At 68.9% G+C, this 19,431-nt stretch carries 20 protein-coding genes and 3 pseudogenes; 12 read left to right on the forward strand and 11 right to left on the reverse strand.

Going from position 1 to position 19,431, the window contains the following annotated elements; translation table 11 throughout:
- The 6 genes from BB334_RS16665 to BB334_RS16690 form a co-directional block, all read right to left on the reverse strand.
- Positions 1-1,428: an exonuclease domain-containing protein gene (locus BB334_RS16665; protein WP_068809618.1), complete on the reverse strand. Its 1,428-nt coding sequence runs from the start codon at positions 1,426-1,428 to the stop codon at positions 1-3.
- A gap of 64 nt (positions 1,429-1,492) precedes the next feature.
- On the reverse strand, positions 1,493-1,681 hold the full coding sequence (locus BB334_RS16670; RefSeq protein ID WP_068809619.1) for a DUF3460 family protein: 189 nt from the start codon (positions 1,679-1,681) through the stop codon (positions 1,493-1,495).
- Between the two features lie 47 nt (positions 1,682-1,728).
- A complete protein-coding gene (locus tag BB334_RS16675) occupies positions 1,729-3,930 on the reverse strand; it encodes a RelA/SpoT family protein (protein WP_068809620.1) in 2,202 nt (733 codons plus the stop codon).
- Positions 3,931-3,950: 20 nt separating this feature from the next.
- Positions 3,951-4,166 carry a DNA-directed RNA polymerase subunit omega gene (gene rpoZ / locus BB334_RS16680; protein ID WP_068809621.1) on the reverse strand — a complete coding sequence of 72 codons (216 nt, stop codon included), beginning with the start codon at positions 4,164-4,166 and terminating at the stop codon, positions 3,951-3,953.
- A gap of 2 nt (positions 4,167-4,168) precedes the next feature.
- The gene (gene gmk, locus BB334_RS16685) at positions 4,169-4,783 is read right to left on the reverse strand and encodes a guanylate kinase (RefSeq protein ID WP_068809622.1); all 615 of its coding nucleotides are present in this window, start codon (positions 4,781-4,783) and stop codon (positions 4,169-4,171) included.
- A 10-nt stretch (positions 4,784-4,793) separates the two neighbouring features.
- Positions 4,794-5,660: a YicC/YloC family endoribonuclease gene (locus BB334_RS16690; protein ID WP_068809623.1), complete on the reverse strand. Its 867-nt coding sequence runs from the start codon at positions 5,658-5,660 to the stop codon at positions 4,794-4,796.
- Between the two features lie 89 nt (positions 5,661-5,749).
- On the opposite strand from BB334_RS16690, the gene BB334_RS16695 reads away from it, so the two are divergent.
- The 7 genes from BB334_RS16695 to BB334_RS16725 all read left to right on the forward strand — a co-directional run bounded on the left by BB334_RS16695 (position 5,750) and on the right by BB334_RS16725 (position 12,706).
- Complete coding sequence (locus BB334_RS16695; protein WP_068809624.1) at positions 5,750-6,709, forward strand: serine/threonine-protein kinase; 960 nt, start codon at positions 5,750-5,752, stop codon at positions 6,707-6,709.
- Positions 6,706-7,626, forward strand: coding sequence for a PP2C family protein-serine/threonine phosphatase (locus BB334_RS16700; protein WP_068809625.1), 921 nt, complete (start codon positions 6,706-6,708; stop codon positions 7,624-7,626). The genes BB334_RS16695 and BB334_RS16700 overlap by 4 nt, the downstream gene beginning before the upstream one ends.
- A 7-nt stretch (positions 7,627-7,633) precedes the next feature.
- On the forward strand, positions 7,634-8,350 hold the full coding sequence (rph, locus tag BB334_RS16705; RefSeq protein WP_068809627.1) for a ribonuclease PH: 717 nt from the start codon (positions 7,634-7,636) through the stop codon (positions 8,348-8,350).
- 14 nt (positions 8,351-8,364) lie between these two features.
- Positions 8,365-8,970 (forward strand): RdgB/HAM1 family non-canonical purine NTP pyrophosphatase, encoded by a 606-nt coding sequence (gene rdgB / locus BB334_RS16710; RefSeq protein WP_068809698.1) that lies wholly within the window; start codon positions 8,365-8,367, stop codon positions 8,968-8,970.
- Positions 8,971-9,001: 31 nt separating this feature from the next.
- A complete protein-coding gene (gene hemW / locus BB334_RS16715; protein WP_068809628.1) occupies positions 9,002-10,228 on the forward strand; it encodes a radical SAM family heme chaperone HemW in 1,227 nt (408 codons plus the stop codon).
- 68 nt (positions 10,229-10,296) lie between these two features.
- On the forward strand, positions 10,297-11,037 hold the full coding sequence (locus tag BB334_RS16720; protein ID WP_068809629.1) for a hypothetical protein: 741 nt from the start codon (positions 10,297-10,299) through the stop codon (positions 11,035-11,037).
- Positions 11,038-11,257: 220 nt separating this feature from the next.
- On the forward strand, positions 11,258-12,706 hold the full coding sequence (locus BB334_RS16725) for a tryptophanase (protein WP_068809630.1): 1,449 nt from the start codon (positions 11,258-11,260) through the stop codon (positions 12,704-12,706).
- A 156-nt stretch (positions 12,707-12,862) separates the two neighbouring features.
- Here BB334_RS16725 and BB334_RS16730 read toward each other — a convergent pair whose 3' ends face one another.
- The 5 genes and pseudogenes from BB334_RS16730 to BB334_RS18745 all read right to left on the reverse strand — a co-directional run bounded on the left by BB334_RS16730 (position 12,863) and on the right by BB334_RS18745 (position 14,989).
- Entirely contained in the window at positions 12,863-13,558 is a 696-nt protein-coding gene (locus BB334_RS16730; RefSeq protein WP_068809632.1) for a succinate dehydrogenase iron-sulfur subunit, read from the reverse strand.
- A 19-nt stretch (positions 13,559-13,577) separates the two neighbouring features.
- The gene (sdhD, locus tag BB334_RS16735; protein WP_068809633.1) at positions 13,578-13,922 is read right to left on the reverse strand and encodes a succinate dehydrogenase, hydrophobic membrane anchor protein; all 345 of its coding nucleotides are present in this window, start codon (positions 13,920-13,922) and stop codon (positions 13,578-13,580) included.
- The gene (gene sdhC / locus BB334_RS16740; protein WP_068809634.1) at positions 13,919-14,305 is read right to left on the reverse strand and encodes a succinate dehydrogenase, cytochrome b556 subunit; all 387 of its coding nucleotides are present in this window, start codon (positions 14,303-14,305) and stop codon (positions 13,919-13,921) included. The genes sdhD and sdhC overlap by 4 nt, the downstream gene beginning before the upstream one ends.
- 154 nt (positions 14,306-14,459) lie before the next feature.
- Positions 14,460-14,909 (reverse strand): annotated as a pseudogene (locus BB334_RS18935) (LysR family transcriptional regulator); the annotation flags it as partial.
- On the reverse strand, positions 14,852-14,989 hold the full coding sequence (locus BB334_RS18745; RefSeq protein WP_232756769.1) for a hypothetical protein: 138 nt from the start codon (positions 14,987-14,989) through the stop codon (positions 14,852-14,854). The pseudogene BB334_RS18935 and the gene BB334_RS18745, both read right to left, overlap by 58 nt.
- 194 nt (positions 14,990-15,183) lie before the next feature.
- On the opposite strand from BB334_RS18745, the pseudogene BB334_RS16745 reads away from it, so the two are divergent.
- From BB334_RS16745 to BB334_RS16765, 5 genes and pseudogenes are all read left to right on the forward strand, one after another.
- Positions 15,184-15,653, forward strand: a pseudogene (locus BB334_RS16745) (cytochrome b).
- A 32-nt stretch (positions 15,654-15,685) separates the two neighbouring features.
- Positions 15,686-16,243, forward strand: coding sequence for a YceI family protein (locus BB334_RS16750; RefSeq protein ID WP_068809639.1), 558 nt, complete (start codon positions 15,686-15,688; stop codon positions 16,241-16,243).
- A 52-nt stretch (positions 16,244-16,295) separates the two neighbouring features.
- A pseudogene (locus BB334_RS16755) lies at positions 16,296-16,688 on the forward strand (YceI family protein); the annotation flags it as partial.
- Positions 16,689-16,762: 74 nt separating this feature from the next.
- Entirely contained in the window at positions 16,763-17,383 is a 621-nt protein-coding gene (locus BB334_RS16760) for a pirin family protein (RefSeq protein WP_232756770.1), read from the forward strand.
- 271 nt (positions 17,384-17,654) lie between these two features.
- On the forward strand, positions 17,655-19,184 hold the full coding sequence (locus BB334_RS16765; RefSeq protein ID WP_068809640.1) for a catalase: 1,530 nt from the start codon (positions 17,655-17,657) through the stop codon (positions 19,182-19,184).
- Positions 19,185-19,431 lie beyond the last annotated feature (247 nt).

Consider the following 19,431-nt stretch of genomic DNA (forward strand, 5'->3'; position numbering starts at 1 on the left):
TCAGTCGCCGAGTTCGACCACCGCCGCGCGGTGCGCCGGCGCGTTCAGCCAGCGGCTGAGGATCCGATGGACGTCGATGTCGAAGCGGCGCGGCGCGCCAGCGAGCGCCCGCGCGCCCGCCTCGTCGGCCGCCGAGCCGAGCCGGCACCACTGGTCGAACACATGGAAGGCCTCGCGCCCGCTCGCCGCATGGCGCTCGGCCACCATCACCGGGCCTTTCCACGGCCACGCCCGCGGCCCCGCCCCGGCGAGCGCGCCGGCCAGGCGGTCGTCGTGCTCGGCGATCGTTTCCCGCCCGGCGCACGCACCGGCGCAGCGCTTCGCGAGATGAGCGGAGCACGAACCCTGGGTGCCTGGCTCGAGGCCGAGCCGGCGCGGACACAGTCGATACAGCGCCGCCAGTTCGCGCAGCAGATTGTCGGCCTCGCGGCGGTTGCGGAAGGCGCCGTGGAGCCCCTTCCACGCATGCGGGTCGGTGCCGGCGATATCCACCCGCTCGTAGATCGGCGGCCGTCGGCGGCCGGGGATCAGGCGCAACGCGAAGACCTCGTCGCCCTGGTGCAGCGGCCGGTTGTGCAAGGGCTGCAGACGCTTGAGCAATTCGGTCTCGCGCAGGTGAGCACCCAGCTCGCCGGCGCACTCCTCCCACTCCACCCGCTTCACCTGGGCGGCGAGTTCGGCTTCCTTGCCCTTGCGCAGGCTGGCGGCGAAGTGTTCGCCGACGCGCGCGCGCAGGCTCGCGGCGCGGCCGACGTAGAGCGGCGTCTCGCGCCGGCCCGCGGGCGCCGGCTCGGCTGCGGCGTAGAACAGGTACACGCCGGGGGCGTCGGGCATCGCCTCGAGCATGCCTTCGGGCAGACCGGGTGGGCGCGCCGGCGCCTTCATCGCGCGGACGACCGCGCGCGCGAGCTGCTCGGGCTCGAAGGCGGCCTCGACCAGGCGGGCGAACTGCAGCAGCACCTCGACGTCGCCCATCGCGCGATGGCGTGCGGCGCACGTCAGCCCGTGGCGCGCCATGATCGCGTCCAGGCCATGGCGGTGATGCTCGGGGTAGAGCGCGCGCGAGAGCTTGACGGTGCACAGCACCGGCGCCTCGAACTCGCGGCCGAGGCGGGAGAAGGCGTTCTTGATGAAGCCGTAGTCGAAACGCGCGTTGTGGGCGACGAAGACGCAGTCCTCGAGCAGCGCGGAGATACGGTCGGCGAGCGCCTCGAAGGCGGGCGCCTGCGCCACCATCCCGTCGCTGATGCCGACCAGATCCTGGATCATGCGCGGGATCGGCATCCCGGGATTGACGAGGCTCTCCCAGCGCTCGACCTCGACGCCGTCCTCGATGCGGACGATCGCGATCTCGGTCAGGCGGTCGCGGACCGGGTGCGCGCCGGTGCTCTCGACGTCGACGACCGCCATCCGCCGCGGCAGCGTCATCGACTCAGCCGCACCGATGGCGGCCGCGGGGCGCGGCCGGGGGAAACACGACGCGCAAGGCGACTCAGTGGCCGGTGTCGTAGTAGTAGGGCTTGACCGGCACGGTCGACGCGCGCTGGCGCTCGCGGCTGACGTCGTCCTGCGGCTTGTCCCACCACAGGGCGCGACCCTTCTGCTGCTCGACGCGCTGCTCGGGATGCTTTTCGAGCCATTCGCGCATGAACTTGGTGTGCTCGGATTCGTACATCGCCATCTTCGCGGTCTCCAGTGTGCGAGGCCGCGATTCTACCCCGCACCGTCTCAGCTTGCGCGACCGTCGCCCTTCACCCGGCCGATGCGGACCACCTCGGGAATCCGGCGCACGCCGCGCATCGCCTTCGCGAGGTGCATGCGGTCGCGCACCTGCACGGTGAAGTTGAGCGCGGTGTAGGCCCCCTGCTCGCCTTCCATGCTGACGCTCTGGATGTTGCAGTCGGACTCGGAGATCGCGCTCGCGACCTTGGCCAGCACGCCGCGTGCATTGTTGGTGAGCACGCGGATGGCGACGTCGAACAGCCGCTCGTTCGCGATCGCCTCCCATTCCACGTCGACCCAGCGGCCGCGGGCGCCGCGGCCCTTGGTCACCGCCGGGCAGTCGTGCGCATGTACCTCGAGGCCCTGGCCCTTGCGGATGCAACCGATGATCGGGTCGCCCGGAATCGGATGACAGCAGCGCGCGAGCTGCACCGTGATGCCCTCCGAGCCGCGGATCATGATCGCCCCCACCGGCTTCGGCTTGACCACGTCGGGGCGGCCGGACTCCATGTCCTGCGCCTGCGACAGGCGGCGCGCGACGATCACCGGCAGGCGCTTGCCGAGGCCGATGTCGGCGAACACTTCCTTCTTGGTACGCACCCCACGGTCGCGCAGGAAGCGGTCCCAGGCGAAGGTGGAGATCTGCCCCAGGGTGAGGCCGTGCGGGCGCAGCGCCTGGTTGAGCATGCGCTCGCCGAGCGCGACCGACTCGTCCTGCTGGTCGCTCTTCATGAAGTGGCGGATCTGCGCGCGCGCCTTGCCGGTGCGCACGTAGGACAGCCACGCCGGGTTGGGGTTGGCGTGCGCCGCGGTGATGATCTCGACCTGGTCGCCGTTCTTGAGCTCGCTGCGCAGCGGCATCAGGTCGCCGTTGATGCGGCAGGCGACGCAGCGGTTGCCGATGTCGGTGTGCACCGCATAGGCGAAGTCGACCGGGGTCGAGCCCTTGGGCAGGCTGAAGATCTTGCCGTGCGGCGAGAACACGAAGACCTCGCCCGAAAACAGGTCGACCTTGACGTGCTCGAGGAATTCGGTCGCTCCGCCCGAGGCCGACTGCAGCTCGAGCAGCGACTGCAGCCAGGAGTGGGTCTTCTGCTCGAGGTCGGTGAGCGTCTTCTCGTCTTCCTTGTAGAGCCAGTGCGAGGCGACGCCCGACTCCGCGATGTGGTGCATCTCGCGGGTGCGGATCTGGACCTCGACCGGCATGCCGAAGGGGCCGATCAGGGTGGTGTGCAGGCTCTGGTAGCCGTTGGCCTTGGGGATCGCGAGCAGGTCCTTGAACTTGCCCGGCACCGGCTTGTACATCGAGTGCAGCGCACCGAGCGCGAGGTAGCAGCTCGGCACGTCGCGCACGATGACACGGAAGCCGTAGATGTCCAGCACCTGGGAGAAGCTCAGGTTCTTCTCGACCATCTTGCGGTAGATGCCGTAGAGGTGCTTTTCGCGCCCCTGCACTTCGGCCTGGATGCCCCACTGCGGCAGGCGCGCCTCGATCGCGTCGCGGATCTTGCTCACCACTTCGCGGCGGTTGCCACGCGCGGAACGGATCGCCTTCGCCAGCACCGCGTAGCGCAGCGGGTACTTGTTCTGGAAGGACAGTTCCTGGAGCTCGCGGAACAGGTTGTTGAGCCCGAGCCGGTTGGCGATCGGCGCGTAGATCTCGAGCGTCTCGTTGGCGATGCGGCGCCGCTTGTCCGGGCGCATGTGATCCAGCGTCCGCATGTTGTGCAGGCGGTCGGCGAGCTTGATGAGGATGACGCGCAGGTCGCTCGCCATCGCCAGCAGCATCTTGCGGAAGTTCTCCGCCTGCGCTTCCTGGTGCGAGCGGAACTCGATCTTGTCGAGCTTGGAGAGGCCATCGACCAGCTCGGCCGAGACCTTGCCGAAGCGCTCGGCGATCTCCGCCTTCGAGATGTGGGTGTCCTCCATGACATCGTGGAGGAGGGCCGCGGTCAGCGCCTGGGCGTCGAGGTGCCAGTCGGCGATGATGTCGGCGACCGCGACCGGGTGCGAGATGTAGGGCTCGCCGCTGACCCGGAACTGCCCGAGATGAGCGTCGGCGGAGAAGTGGTAGGCCGCTTCGACGCGGCCCAGGTCCTCGGGCTTGAGGTAGCCGCCGAGCTTTGACTTGAGACGCTCGAAATCGAGCGTCAGCACGCTGGAGACCGGGGGGCGGTAAGGTTGCGCAGAAGCGCCGTCGGCATCCATGGCTCCGCCCCCTGCCGGTCTCAGGCCTGGCCGCGGTTGAGCATCTCGAGGCCGACCTTGCCCGCCGCCACCTCGCGCAGCGCGATGACCGTCGGCTTGTCCCGGTCGCCGGGCTCGAGTTCGATCTGCGGCGTGCCGCCGGCGGTCAGCTGGCGGGCGCGATAAGTGGCCGCGAGCGTGAGCTGGAAGCGGTTGGGGATCAACTTCAGACAATCTTCGACGGTGATGCGGGCCATGTTCAGTCCTGTTCCAGAAATTCGAAATATTGCGGGTGACGGCGGCGCTGATTGGCGCCGGTCAGGCGCGCCGCGCGCACGACGGCGAGCACGTCTTCGAGCGCCGTCTGCAACTCATTGTTAATTATAACGTAGTCGAACTCGCCCACGTGACGCATCTCCTCGCGCGCGCCGGCGAGGCGGCGGCGGATGACGTCCTCGCTGTCGGTGCCGCGTGCGCGCAGGCGATTCTCTAGTTCGTCGACCGAGGGCGGCAGGACGAAGATGCCGATCGCCTCGGGGAAGACCCGGCCCACCGCGGCCGCGCCCTGCCAGTCGATCTCGAGCACGATGTCGCGTCCGGCGGCGATCTGCTCACGGATCCAGGCCTGCGAGGTGCCGTAGAAGTTGCCATGCACCTGCGCCCACTCGAGGAACTCGTCCCGGTCGCGCATGCCGCGGAAGGTCGGCACGTCGACGAAGTGGTACTCGCGACCGTCCATCTCGCCCGGCCGCGGGTCGCGCGTGGTGTAGGAGATCGACAGCTGCAGCGCGGAATCGCGCTCGAGCAGCAGCCGCACCAGGGTGGTCTTGCCCGTCCCCGAGGGGGCGGTGACGACGAACAGGGTTCCCGACATCGCGCGCTCCTTATTCGATGTTCTGCACCTGTTCGCGCATCTGCTCGATCAGGACCTTGAATTCCATCGCGATCGCCGTCATGTCGGTGGCCGCGGACTTGGAGGCCAGGGTGTTGGCCTCGCGATTGAGCTCCTGCATCAGGAAATCGAGCCGCTTGCCGGCGGCACCGCCCGTCTCGAGGATACGCTCGACCTCGTCCAGATGCGTCGACAGCCGCGAAAGCTCCTCGGCGACGTCGATGCGCTGGGCGAACAGCGCCACCTCCTGGCGGATGCGATCCTCGTCGAGAGAGGCCACCGCGTCGCGCAGACGCGCGGTGAGCCGCTCCTGGTATTCGGCGACGATCTCCGGCATGCGCGGCGCGCCGGCGGCGACCAGCGCGCGCATGCGCACCACCCGCTCGCGGATCATCGCCGCGAGCTTCTCGCCTTCGCGGCGGCGGCTGGCGACGAGATCCTCGAGCGCGGCCACGACCAGCTCGAGGATCACCGGCTGCATCTCGTCGAAGCCGAGGCTGTCGTCGGCCAGCATGCCCGGCCAGCGCAGGATCTCCGCCACCGACAGCGGCCTGGCGTCGGCGAAGTGGGCCTGCACCGCGTCCTGCGCGTCGGCCAGGCGTGCGGCCAGTCCGGCGTTGAGCGCGAGGCTGCGCGGCGCGGACTCGCCTTCCTGCAGGTTGAGCCGGCATTCGACCTTGCCGCGGTTCAGGCGCGCGCCGATGCGCTCGCGCAACGCGGGTTCGGCCTGGCGCAGCTCGTCGGCGATGCGGAAGGCGAGGTCGAGGTAGCGCGAATTCACGCTGCGCAGCTCGAGATGCAGGGTATGGCTGCCGACCTCGCGGTTCTGCACGGCGAAGCCGGTCATGCTGTGGATCATGGGGGAGTCTCCGGGACCTGCCGCGATCGGATACACTGGCGCGGCCCAACTGGGATAGCTGCAAAAGTCGAATACTAGCCCCCCGAGAGATGCTGCCTCAAGCCAACTGCGCGCTGCCCGAAGGTTTCCGGCTCGAGCCTTACCGCATCGAGCGCAAGCTTTCGCACGGCGGATTCTCGATCGTCTACCTGGCACGCGACGAAGACGGCGCCGAGGTGGCGATCAAGGAGTACCTGCCGGGCAGCCTCGCCCTGCGCGCCGAAGGCGAGATCCGGCCGCGGGTGCCGGAGGACAAGCTGGCGGTGTTCCGTTACGGCCTGAAGTGCTTCTTCGAGGAAGGCCGTGCGCTCGCGATGCTGTCCCACCCCAACGTGGTGCGGGTGCTCAACTTCCTGCGCGCCAACGACACGGTGTACCTCGTGATGGCCTTCGAGCACGGGCGCACCCTGCACGAGTACGCCCGCCAGCGCCACGGCCGGCTCGGCGAACGCTTCCTGCGCCTCACCTTCGTGCGCCTGCTCAACGGCTTGCGCGAGGTGCACGCGCGCAAGCTCCTCCACCTCGACATCAAGCCCTCGAACATCATGCTGCGCCCCGACGGCACTCCGGTGCTGCTCGACTTCGGCGCCGCGCGCCAGACCCTGAGTGCCACCCAGCCGATGCTCAAGCCGATGTACACCCCGGGCTTCGCCTCGCCCGAGCAGTTCGCCGAACGCGGCGAGCTCGGGCCGTGGACCGACATCTACGGCGTGGGCGCCTGCCTCTACGCCTGCATCGTCGGCCACCCGCCGCCGCGCGCCGACCATCGCCTCGAACAGGACGACTACCGAGCGCTGACGACCGGCGACGACCACGCGCGTTACTCCCTGCAGTTGCGCGCGCTGGTCGATTGGTGCCTGCAGCTCGATCCGCTGGCACGCCCGCAGAGCGTGCATGCGCTGCAGAAGGCCTTGCGCTACGAAGGCGGCGAGGGCAACGAGGCCGACGACGCCAGCCTCGCCGGACGCCTCGCGGCGCTGATGAACGCGACGCCGGGGTGCGACGCATGAAGTTCACCATCTGCCAGGAAAGCCGCATCGGCGCGCGCGGCACCAACCAGGATCGCATCGGCTACTGTTACTCGCACGACGCCCTGCTGATGGTGGTCGCCGACGGCCTCGGCGGTCATCTCCACGGCGAGATCGCGGCCGAGATCGCGGTGCGCTCGATCACCGGGTCCTTCCAGCGCGCCGCGCACCCCGCGCTCAAGGACCCGTCTCGCTTCCTGCCGCGCGCCTTGCTCGCCGCCCATCACGCGATCCTCGACCACGCGCTCGAGGAGGGCCTGGCCGAGGCCCCGCGCACCACGGCGGTCGCCTGCGTGGTGCAGGACGGCATGGTGCACTGGGCCCACGCCGGCGACTCCCGCCTCTACCTCGTGCGCGCCGGAAGGATCAGCGGGCAGACGCGCGACCACTCGCGGGTGCGGCTGATGGTCGAGCACGGCCTGCTGAGCGAGGAGGAGGCGGCCAGCCACCCGGCGCGCAACCGCATCTACTCCTGCCTCGGCGGCAGCGGTCAGCCGCAGATCGACGCCTTCGACTCGGTCCAGCTGCGCGACGGCGACATCCTCGCGCTGTGCACCGACGGCCTGTGGGGCCCGCTCGGCGACAACGGCATCCTGCTCGGGCTGGCCGACGGCAACGTCATGCTCGGCGTGCCGCGCCTGCTCGATCGCGCCGAGGCCGCCGCCGGCGGCGATGCCGACAACCTGTCGGTGATCGCGCTGCGCTGGCATGCCCGCCGCCAGACGGTGCGCGAGCGCACGGTGAGCACCGAGGAGATGGCGCCGACCGAATTCACCACCCGCTTCCTGAGCCCCGACGCCGCGGCCGGCCCCGCCACCGGGGCGGACGACGAGCGGCGCGAAGACCCTGCTCACGCCGTCCCCGAACTCGACGACGACCGCAGACCCACTACCCGATAGGACACGCATGCGACCCAGCCAGCGACGCCCCGACGAACTCCGCCCGGTCCGCCTCACCCGCGGCTTCACCCGCCACGCCGAAGGTTCGGTGCTGGTCGAATTCGGCGACACCCGGGTGCTGTGCACCGCCAGCGTGGAAGATAGCGTGCCGCCCTTCCTGCGCGGCAAGGGCCAGGGCTGGCTCACTGCCGAGTACGGCATGCTGCCGCGCGCGACCCACACCCGAAGCGCCCGCGAAGCGGCCAAAGGCAAGCAGAGCGGCCGCACCCAGGAGATCCAGCGCCTGATCGGCCGCAGCCTGCGCGCGGTGGTCGACCTCGAGGCGCTCGGCGAACGCCAGATCGTCATCGACTGCGACGTGCTGCAGGCCGACGGCGGCACCCGCACCGCGGCGATCACCGGCGCCTGCGTGGCGGTGCATGACGCGATCGCCGGCCTGCTCGCCGAGGGCCGGCTCGCCGCCAGCCCGATGAAGGACTTCGTCGCCGCGGTATCGGTCGGCATCCATCAGGGCGAGCCGGTGCTCGACCTCGACTACGCCGAGGATTCGGCCTGCGACACCGACATGAACGTGGTGATGACCGCCAGCGGCGGCCTCATCGAGGTGCAGGGCACGGCCGAGGGCGCGGCCTTCTCGCGCGCCGAGCTCGACGCCCTGCTCGACCTCGCCGAGCGTGGGATCCACCGCCTGGTGGCGGCCCAGCGCGCGGCGCTCGACCTGTGAGCGACGGCGCGGCGATGAGCAAGCGACTCGTGCTGGCGAGCAACAACGCGAAGAAGACGACGGAGATGCAGGCCCTGCTCGCGCCGCTCGGCATCGAGGTGATCCCGCAGTCGGCGCTCGGCGTCGGCGAGGCCGAGGAGCCGCATCCGACCTTCGTCGAGAACGCGCTCGCCAAGGCGCGCCACGCCGCGGCGGCGACCGGCCTGCCGGCGGTCGCCGACGACTCCGGCCTGTGCGTGGCGGCGCTCGGCGGCGCGCCGGGCGTGCTGTCGGCACGCTTCGCCGGCGAACCGAAGTCGGATGCGCGCAACAACGCCCTGCTGCTGGAAAAGCTCGCCCACCTCACCGGAGCCGAGGCGCGTCGCGCCCACTTCTACTCAACGGTGGTACTGGTGCGCCACGCCGACGATCCGCAGCCGCTGATCGCCGACGGCGAATGGCACGGCACCATCCTCGAGGCGGCGCGCGGCGAGGGTGGCTTCGGCTACGATCCGCTGTTCTGGCTACCCGAGCTGGAACGGAGCGCCGCCGAACTCGACGCCGGGCTGAAGAACACCTTGAGCCACCGCGGCGCCGCGATGCGTCACCTGCTCGCGCGCCTCGAGCGCAATCCGCTGTGAGCCGCGCCGCCCGACGCCAGGCCTGCCGCCGGTGAGCACCCGCCGCATCATCCCGCTCACCCCGGCCGCCGGGCCCGCACGCGCGCTGCCGCTGCCCGAACGCGCCCGGCTCGACGCGCCGCCGCCGCTGTCGCTCTATGTGCACTATCCCTGGTGCGTGCGCAAATGCCCCTACTGCGACTTCAACTCGCACGCGCCGCGCGAGGGGACGGCGATCCCGGAAGCGGCCTGGCTGGACGCGGTGATCGCCGACCTGCAGGCGGCGCTGCCGCAGGTGTGGGGCCGACGGGTGCTGAGCGTGTTCATCGGCGGCGGCACCCCGAGCCTGATGTCGGCGCCCACGCTCGACCGCCTGCTGACCGCGATCCGCATGCTGCTGCCGCTCGACCCGCTCGCCGAGATCACCCTCGAGGCCAACCCGGGCACGGTCGAGGCCGGCCGCTTCCGCGACTACCGCGCCGCCGGCGTCAACCGCCTGTCGCTCGGCATCCAGAGTTTCGACGACGCCATGCTCGCGAAGATCGGCCGCATCCACGGCGGCGTCGAGGCGCGGCGCGCGATCGAGGCCGCCACCACCCACTTCGAGCGGGTGAACCTCGACCTCATGTACGCCCTGCCGGGACAGACCCTGGCGATGGCGCTCGCCGACGTCGACACCGCGCTCGGCTTCGGCGTGCAGCACCTGTCGTGCTACCACCTCACGCTCGAGCCCAACACGCCTTTCGCCCATGATCCGCCGCCGCTGCCCGACGACGACATCGCCGCCGACATGCAGGAGGCGATCGAGGCCCGGCTCGCCGAGGCGGGCTTCGAGAACTACGAGACTTCCGCCTTCGCCCGTCCCCACGAACAGAGCCGGCACAATCTCAATTACTGGACCTTCGGCGACTACCTCGGCGTCGGCCCGGGCGCGCACGGCAAGCTCTCCAGCCACGAGGGCATCGTGCGCGAGATGCGCCACAAGCACCCGGCGCGCTACCTCGAGGCGGCTGCGCGCGGCGACTTCGTGCAGGAGCGGCGCGAGGTCGCGGTCGCCGAGCTGCCCTTCGAGTTCATGATGAACGCGCTGCGCCTGAGCGCCGGCTTCGCCCCCGCGCTGTTCCTCGCCCGCACCGGGCTGCCGCTCGAGGTGATCGCCACCGAGCTCGCCGAGGCGAGGACCCGCGGCCTGCTCGCGACCGCCGACGGCCTGATCCGCCCCACCCTCCAGGGCCGGCGCTTCCTCAACGAGCTGCTGCAGACCTTCCTGCGCGACTGAGCGTCCGGGCCGCCGCCGGAAGCGTCACCGCCGCTGTGCTATGTTTCAGCAACAGCGGAGGATACGCGATGAAGATCCGCCAGGCCCTGAGCTGGGAGTGGGATGCGATCGCCGGCATCGCCGCCGCCTTCGTGGCGATCGTGCTGCATCTGCTGCACATCGTCGACGAGGCGGTGGTGCTGCCGATCCTGCTCGCGCTGCTGGGGCTGCTGTTCATCAACTTCATGCGCCACAGCCGCAGCAACGAGATCACCGCCGAAAAGGTCGAGCACGTGGCGCACACGGTGGACGGCCTGCAGGCCGCGCTCGAGGCGCCCGGCCTGGTGCTGATCGGGCCACGCCAGCTGCAGACCGCGCACCGCCGCTTCCTGCTCGCGATGAGCGGCGACACCGTGTGGTTCAACGTCTGCCTGTCGATGTATCGCACGCCGGCGCTGTTCGATGCACTGCTGCGTCCGGCGATCGACAATCCGGCGGTCAGCTCGATCCAGTTCGTGCTCGACGACAGCCAGCGCGCGCTCTGGGAGCGCAGCATCGCGCCTCAGGTCGCGGCCTGCGCCGGACGCGAGCGGGTACGGCCGCCGCGCTGGTGCCGGCTGGAGCGCACCCTGTCCTTCATCCTCGCCGACAGCCAGCACAGCGGCGGCTGCGAGGCCCTGCTCAGCTTCTGGGGCGAACCCTTCATGGCTCAGGCGACCGGACGCGACGTGCCGCGCTTCGTCTTCCATGTGCACAAGAACTCCGAGCTGCTGCCCCACCTTCTCGAACTCGAAGGCTGCAGCGCCCACTTCCGGGCGCGCGCGCAGTAAACCGCATGCGGCCGGAGCGGCAGCTCGGACAGCAGCCAGGTAACGCCGGGGCAGCGCACCCACCAACGCCATCGTGCCGTCACGCTCGGGCAGGGCGAAGAAGAATCACCTGACCGCCCATGCTTGCTGCCCGTTCTTTGTGACGTATCAATATGCGCCAGGGCCTGTTGTGATTCGATGACTGCCTCTGAGCACGACATCACGCCCAAGGAGAGCAGGGATGGCGAAAGTGAAGTTCTACGGCAACGAAGCGGTGCCCCTGGAAATGCACAAGGTGCGCATCGTCCAGAAGCTCAACCTGCCACCGGTGGAGCGCCGGCTGGAGGCGATCACCGAGGCGGGCAACAACACCTTCCTGCTGCGCAACGCCGACGTGTTCATGGACATGCTCACCGACAGCGGGGTCAACGCCATGAGCGACCGGCAGCAGGCGGCCATGCTGGTCGCCGACGACAGCTATGCCGGCAGCGCAACCTACACCCGGCTCGAAAGCAAGCTGCAGGAGATTTTCGGCATGCCGTTCTTCCTCCCCGCCCACCAGGGCCGGGCCTGCGAGAACATCCTTGCCCAGGTGCTGGTGTCGCCGGGTTCCGTGGTGCCGATGAACTACCACTTCACCACCACCAAGGCGCACATCACGCTCAACGGCGGCGTCATCGAGGAGCTCGTCGCCGATGCCGGCCTGGAAGTGGTGAGCGTGAATCCCTTCAAGGGAAACATGGACCTCGCCAAGCTGCGCGACGTCATCGGCGCGCACGGCGCCGACAAGATCGCCTTCGTGCGCATGGAAGCGGGCACCAACCTGATCGGCGGCCAGCCCTTCTCCCTGCAGAACCTCGCCGACATCCGCAAGGTGTGCGACGGGCACGGCCTGCTGCTGGTGCTCGACGCGAGCCTGCTCGCCGACAACCTGTACTTCATCAAGAATCGCGAGGAAAGCTGCAAGGCGCTCAGCATCCGCGAGATCACGCGCAGGATGGCCGACCTGTGCGACATCATCTACTTTTCCGCGCGCAAGCTCGGCTGCGCCCGCGGCGGCGGCATATGCATCCGCAGCCAGGCGCTGTACCACCGCATGCGCGGTCTGGTGCCGCTGTACGAAGGCTTCCTCACCTACGGCGGCATGTCGGTGCGCGAGATGGAAGCGCTCACCGTCGGCCTCGACGAAACCATGGACGAAGAGGTCATCAACCAGGGGCCGCAGTTCATCGGCTACATGGTCGATGAGCTGCAAAAGCGCAGCATCCCGGTCATCACGCCGGCCGGCGGCCTCGGCTGCCACGTCAACGCGATGGAGTTCGTCGACCACATCCCGCAGTCCGAGTATCCCTCCGGAGCGCTGGCCGCAGCCCTTTACATCGCCGGTGGCATCCGCGGCATGGAGCGCGGCACCCTGTCCGAGCAGCGCGAGCCCGACGGCAGCGAGGTCTTCGCCAACATGGAGCTCGTGCGCCTGGCGATGCCGCGCCGCGTGTTCACCCTGTCGCAGGTGAAGTACGCGATCGACCGCCTCGAATGGCTCTACGCCCACCGCCGCCTGATCGGCGGCCTGACCTTCGTCGAGGAGCCCGAGATCCTGCGCTTCTTCTATGGCCGACTGAAACCGGTCTCCGCGTGGCAGCACGACCTGGTGGAACGTTTCAGGAAGGATTTCGGCGACAGCCTCTGACCAGGGCTTCCGCCCGCTTTCCATCATTCGGCGGCGGGCGCTGACGGTGGGCGACAGCGGAGTGCGACCAGCGTACGCCCGGCGCGACGATCCGCAGGATTTCCACAGCGGCCCGCGCCGAGCGGCCGGATGCGGTCATCCCGCAAGCGATCGTGCTCAGGACGATCGCTTCAGCAACGCGATGCGGATGCGCTCGATCGCGTGCGACGGGCTCAGCCCCTTGGGGCAGACCTCGGTGCAGTTCATGATCGTGCGGCAGCGGTAGAGCCGGTAGACATCGTCGAGGAAGTCGAGCCGTTCGGCGGTGGCGACGTCGCGGCTGTCGGCGATGAAGCGGTAGGCCTGCAGCAGGCCGGCGGGACCGATGAACTTGTCCGGGTTCCACCAGTAGGAGGGGCAGAACGCGCTGCAGCAGGCACACAGGATGCATTCGTAGAGGCCGTTGAGCCGCTCTCGCTCGTCCGGCGTCTGCACCCGCTCGCGCTCGGGCGGCGGCTCCTCCGCGATCAGCCATGGCTTGATCGAGTGGTAGTGGGCGAAGAACTGCGTCATGTCGACGATGAGGTCGCGGATCACCGGGAAGCCCGGCAGCGGGCGCAGCACCACGGGCTCCTTCAGCCCCTCGAGCGCGGTCAGGCAGGCGAGGCCGTTGCGACCGTTGATGTTCATCGCGTCCGACCCGCAGATGCCCTCGCGGCAGGAGCGGCGGAAGGACAGACTGTCGTCCGCCGTGCGCAAGCGCATCAGCAGGTCGAGCAGCTTCTTGTCGCCCGCCGCGGGCGCGACGTCGTAGTCCTGCATCCGCGGCGGCTCACCGGTTTCCGGGTTGAAACGGTAGATCGACAGCTTCATTTCGGCTCCTCCGCGCCCCTCACAGGCTCGTCGCGAAATGCGCCGCCAGGGTCAGCAGGACGCGCACCATCACCGCGAAGAGGACCACCGCGATCGCGCTCAGCACCGCCAGTCGCAGCGCGCGCGGCTGGATGTAGTCGAGCACGATGTCCCGCATGCCGACCCAGGCGTGGGCGCTCAGCGCGGCGAAGAACAGCACGATCAGGGGCGCGACATGCACGCCGGTGGCAAGCGCATGCCATCGCGCATGATCGAGCGCCGGGCCGAACAGCAACAGCACGCCGCCCACCAGCAGCAGAAGCAGGATCAGCAGGGCGCTGACGCGTTGTACCAGCCAGGCCCGCTGGCCGCTGAACAGTCTCATGTCAGCCACCCCGCCGCGAAAACCAGCGCCAGCAGCACCGCCACCACCAGTACCGCACGCGCCGAGGCGCGCGCCTGCGCGAGGCCGCCGCCGATGCCCACGTCCATCAGCAGATGGCGGATGCCGGCGAGCAGATGATGCGCCGCCGCCCACACCAGGATGAGCCCGACGAGTGCGCGCCACGGCGACGACAGCAGGTCGCGCATGGCCTCGAAGCCCGCCTCGCTGCGAAGCGAGGCGTCCAGCCCGAGCGCCAGCGGCGGCAAGGCGAGAAACAGCAGCACGCCGGCCACGCGATGCGCGATCGAGGCGATCGCCCCCACCGGGAAGCGGATCCGGAGCAGGTTCAGGAACACCGGCAAGGGTCGAACGGGTCTGGCCATGTGCGCCCTCCTTCGGGCCGTCCGCGGCCCTTAACTGGACCATAGACCATGGGACGCGAAAGTGGGCGCCGAGGCAGCGCGCCGGCCCGGTCGGCGAGGTGCTGGCGCTGTGGCCCAGGCAGCTGTGCTGCGCGAATTCGGACGGGTGGCCCGGACAGCCCCGCTGCGCCAGATACGCCGGCGAGGCCACCGCCAGCAGACGCGCCTCGCCCAGCCTGCGCGTCACCTTGCCGGGGTCCAGCCTGGCGGTGACGCGGATCGACAGATCGACGCCTTCATCGATGAGATCGGTATGACGATCGGTGAAACCGAGCGCGAGGCTGATCTCCGGATACTGCGTCTGGAATCGGGGCAGCAAGGGGGCGATCCGCCGCAAGCCGAAGCTCACCGGCACGCCCAGCCTCAGATTGCCGCGCGGCGTCAGCCGCGCCTCCATGACGTCGGCCTCGGCACTGTCGACCAGGTCGAGAATCGTGCGGCATTTTTCCAGATTGGCCGCGCCAGCGCCGGTCAGGGTCAGCTTGCGGGTGGCGCGCATCATGAGCTTCACGCCCAGGTGCGCCTCCAGCGCGGCGATCTGGCGGGTGACGGCCGAGCGCGCCACCCCAGCTGGCTGGCGGCCGCCGCAAAACTGCCGAGATCGGCCACCCGGATGAACAGGGTCATCGCATCGAGGCGGTTCATTGTTGCTTCATTCGCGATTATGCATTTCCCATTGCCCCCTATTTCGGGTCACCGGAGACGTCTAGAGTTCGCTCATCGCAAAAGCAGGAACGACGGCCGTCGCGCCGATCGTCGATCCAACACCGACCATGAGCGCGACGTACACCGCGACCGCCAAGACCCTGCACTGGGGCATCGCCATCCTGATCCTGGGCCTGCTCGGGCTCGGCTTCTACATGACCGGCCCGGCGCTGTCGCCCACCAAGCTGCAACTGTATTCGTGGCACAAGTGGGTGGGCGTCAGCGTGCTTGCGCTGGTGATCGTGCGCCTGGCCTGGCGCCTCACCCACCGGCCGCCGGCGCTGCCGTCGCACATGCCGGCGATCGAGCGCCCCGCCGCCCTGCCAGCCATCACCTGTTCTACCTGCTGATGTTCGCGATTCCCCTGTCCGGCTGGCTGATGAGCTCCACCAAGGGCTTCCAGACGGTGTGGTTCGGCGTGCTGCCCATCCCCGATCTGCTGGCCAAGGACAAGGCCCTCGGCGAGTTGCTGCAGTCGGTGCACTCGAGCCTGAATCTTCTGCTGATCGCGGTGCTGCTCGGCCACATCGGCGCCGCGTTCAAGCACCACTATTTCGACAAGGGCGAGGTCCTGACCCGCATGCTGCGCCACCGCCCTCGCTGACCCGAACGACCCCAGTCAAGGGAACCGACACCATGAAACGCCTCGCTTTCGCCCTGCTCTCGAGCTTCGCCCTCGCCACTTCCGCCCATGCGGTCGAATACAGCCGGGTGCCCGCCGACAAGAGCCGGATCGCCTTCGCTTACCAGCAGATGGGCGTGTCCATGGAAGGCGCGTTCGGGACATTCGCCAGCCAGCTGCGTGTCGACCCCGCAGCGCCGCAAGCCGCGTCGGCCACCATCGAAGTCGATCTGGCCAGCGTGGATACCGGCAGCGCCGAGGGCGACGCCGAGGCGGCGGCCAAGGCCTGGTTCAACACCCCGGTCTTCCCCACCGCCCGCTTCGAATCCACCGGCGTCAAGGCGCTCGGCGGCAACCAGTATGAAGCTGCCGGCAAGCTGACGATCAAGGGCACGACCCAGGAGGTCGTGCTCCCCGCCAGCTTCACACCGCTGGGCGACACCGGTGTGTTCGACGGCAGCCTGACGATCAAGCGCGGCGATTTCGCGATCGGCGAAGGCGCCTGGAAAGCCTTCGACATCGTCGCCAACGATGTCGTGATCAAGTTCCCCCTCACCGCTGCGGCCAGATAAGCCCGCACGCAAACCCGATTTCACCTTACCCCAACCCCAAAGGGACAAATCCATGAACCGAATCGCCAGGCTCTCCGCTGCCCTGATCCTCTCCGCCGCCGCCGCTGCCCCGGTGCTGGCCGCGCCGGAAACCTACACCGTCGATGGCACCCACACCTTTCCGCGCTTCTCGTACAGCCACTTCGGCCTGTCGACCCAGTTGTCGCGGTTCAACGCCACCACCGGCACCGTCACGCTGGACAAGGCCGCCCGGACGGGCGCGGTCGACATCACCATCGACATGACGTCGGTCGACACCGATTATGAAACCTTCAACGGCCGCATCCAGGGCGAAGACTTCCTCGACACCGCCAAGTACCCAGCCGCGACCTTCAAGTCGACCAAGGTCAAGTTCGAAGGCGACAAGCCGGTGGCCATCACCGTCTCGCTCGAAGCGATCAAGGGCTGAAGCCCGAGGCGTACCCCGGGCGCACCGCCCAGGCTGCGCCCGTGCCAGGCCGTCCGACAGAGGAGATGGACATGATGGAGCTCCGCCCCGCCGCAGAACGCGGCCTCGCCAACTTCGGCTGGCTGCACTCGCAGCACAGCTTCTCGTTCGGCAGCTACTACGACCCGCAGCACCCGGGGTTCTCGGACCTGCTGGTGATCAACGAAGACCGCGTGCGCCCCGGGCCGGGGTTTCGACACCCATGGCCATCGCGACATGGAGATCTTTTCCTACATCCTCGACGGGGCGCTCGCACACAAGGACTCGATGGGCACCGGCTCGTGATCCGCCCGGGCGACGTACCGATGATGAGCGCCGGCACCGGCGTGCGCCACAGCGAATACAAGGCCTCGCGCGCAGAATGCGTGCATTTTCTGCAGCTCTGGATCGTGCCCGATCGGACGGGCGTCGCGCCTCACTCTCAGCAGCGCCACTTCGCCGCTGGAGAGAAGCGCGGAAAGCTGCGCCTGATCATCTCGCCCGACGGCACGGAGGGTTCCTTGTCGGTCCATCAGGATGCCCGGGTGTACGCCGGCCTGTTCGACGGCGATGCGGTCAAGCCGCGCAAGGTGCGCGAGATCGAGTTCGCCAGCGGCGAGGACGCCGAGGTGCTGCTGTTCGACCTGCGCCCCACCGAGATCCCGCATTACTGAATCCTCGGGCCGGCGGTTCGCCCCTCGACCGACGGCAATCAAGTGGCCTCCGTGGTGCTCGAATCGAATGGCTACGGCGCGACCACGATCGCCGGCGGCGCGCGCATGCCGAGCGAGAACGAACTGGCGATCGCCCGGTTCCAGGGCCGGACGTGGCGACTATGGCGCCGATAGGGAAGGATGGAGCCCCCTCATTGCGGATGTGAATTAGTATTCGAATACCCCCTGCAGCATGGGGCCCATCGATCCACTTGCACCATCAGGAGCCCGCATGACCGACGATACCAAGAAGTGCCCCGTGACCAAGCTGACGACCGATTTCGGCGCCCCCGTCGTGACCAACCGCGACAGCCTGACCGCCGGCGCGCGCGGCCCGCTGCTGGCCCAGGACGTCTGGCTGCAGGAGAAGCTCGCCGGCTTCGTGCGCGAGGTCATCCCCGAGCGCCGCATGCACGCCAAGGGCTCGGGCGCGTTCGGCACCTTCACGGTGACCAAGGACATCACCCGCTACACCCGCGCGAAGATCTTCAGTGAGGTCGGCAAGAAGACCGAGATGTTCGCCCGCTTCACCACGGTCGCCGGTGAACGCGGCGCCGCCGACGCCGAGCGCGACATCCGCGGCTTCGCCCTCAAGTTCTACACCGAGGAAGGCAACTGGGACATGGTGGGCAACAACACCCCGGTGTTCTTCATCCGCGACCCGCGCCAGTTCCCCGACCTGAACAAGGCGGTCAAACGCGACCCGCGCACCAACCTGCGCAGCGCCACCTACAACTGGGACTACTGGACACTGCTGCCCGAGGCGCTGCACCAGGTCACCGTGGTGATGAGCGACCGCGGCATCCCCGCCAGCTACCGACACATGCACGGCTTCTCCTCGCATACCTACAGCTTCTGGAACAAGGACGGCGAGCGGTTCTGGGTCAAGATGCACTTCCGCACCCGGCAGGGGATCAAGAACCTGACCGACGCCGAAGCCGAGGCGCTCGTCGGCAAGGACCGCGAGAGCCACCAGCGCGACCTGTTCCAGGCCATCGAGCGCGGCGACTTCCCCAAGTGGACGATGTACGTCCAGGTCATGCCCGAGACCGACGCCGAGAAGTACCGCCTGCATCCGTTCGATCTGACCAAGGTCTGGTACAAGAGCGACTACCCGCTGATCGAGGTCGGCGAGTTCGAGCTCAACCGGAACCCCGAGAACTTCTTCGCCGACGTCGAGCAGGTCGCTTTCGCGCCGAGCAACCTGGTGCCCGGCATTGGCGCCAGCCCCGACCGCATGCTCCAGTCGCGCCTGTTCAACTACGCCGATGCGCAGCGCTACCGGCTGGGCGCCAACTACCATCAGATTCCGGTGAACCAGCCGCGCTGCCCGGTGCACAGCAACCACCGCGACGGCACCGGCCGGGTGGACGGCAACTACGGCAGCCTGCCGCACTACGAGCCCAACAGCTTCGGCCAGTGGCAAGGCCAGCCGGAGTTCGAGGAGCCGCCGCTGAAGATCGACGGCGACGCCGCCTTCTGGTCCTATCACCAGGACGACGACAACTACTTCGAGCAGCCGCGCAAGCTGTTCCAGTTAATGACGCCGGCGCAGCGGGAGGCGCTGTTCGGCAACACCGCGCGCGCGATGGGCGACGCGCCGGAGTTCATCAAGTTCCGCCACATCCGTAACTGCCATGCGGCCGACCCGGCCTACGGCGCCGGCGTGGCCCGGGCGCTCGGGCTCGACCTGGAGAAGGCCCTGGCCTCGAAGCCGGACGACCCGATGTTCGGCAACCCGCTGGTGCCGCTGCCCGCCTGAGGCCAGGCCGCGCCCGGCGACTCAGGCCGTCGGGCGCCCATGCCCCAGAGGCATTCGGCGCGCCTCGTCTCCTGTGAGGGCTGTGGGACTCTTGAGCCACATCAAGGCCATCCCGCGGCTCGCCGGCCCACAATCGGCGCTTTAACGGATCGACGCCCCGCACGCGCACCCTGTTCGGGGCGTGCGTGCGGGGCTATCGCACTTGGCCGCCGGCGCGCGAGGCCGGCGCGGGTGTGTTGCAGTCCGA

Source organism: Thauera phenolivorans, assembly GCF_001696715.1.
GTDB classification, from domain to species: Bacteria; Pseudomonadota; Gammaproteobacteria; order Burkholderiales; family Rhodocyclaceae; genus Thauera; species Thauera phenolivorans.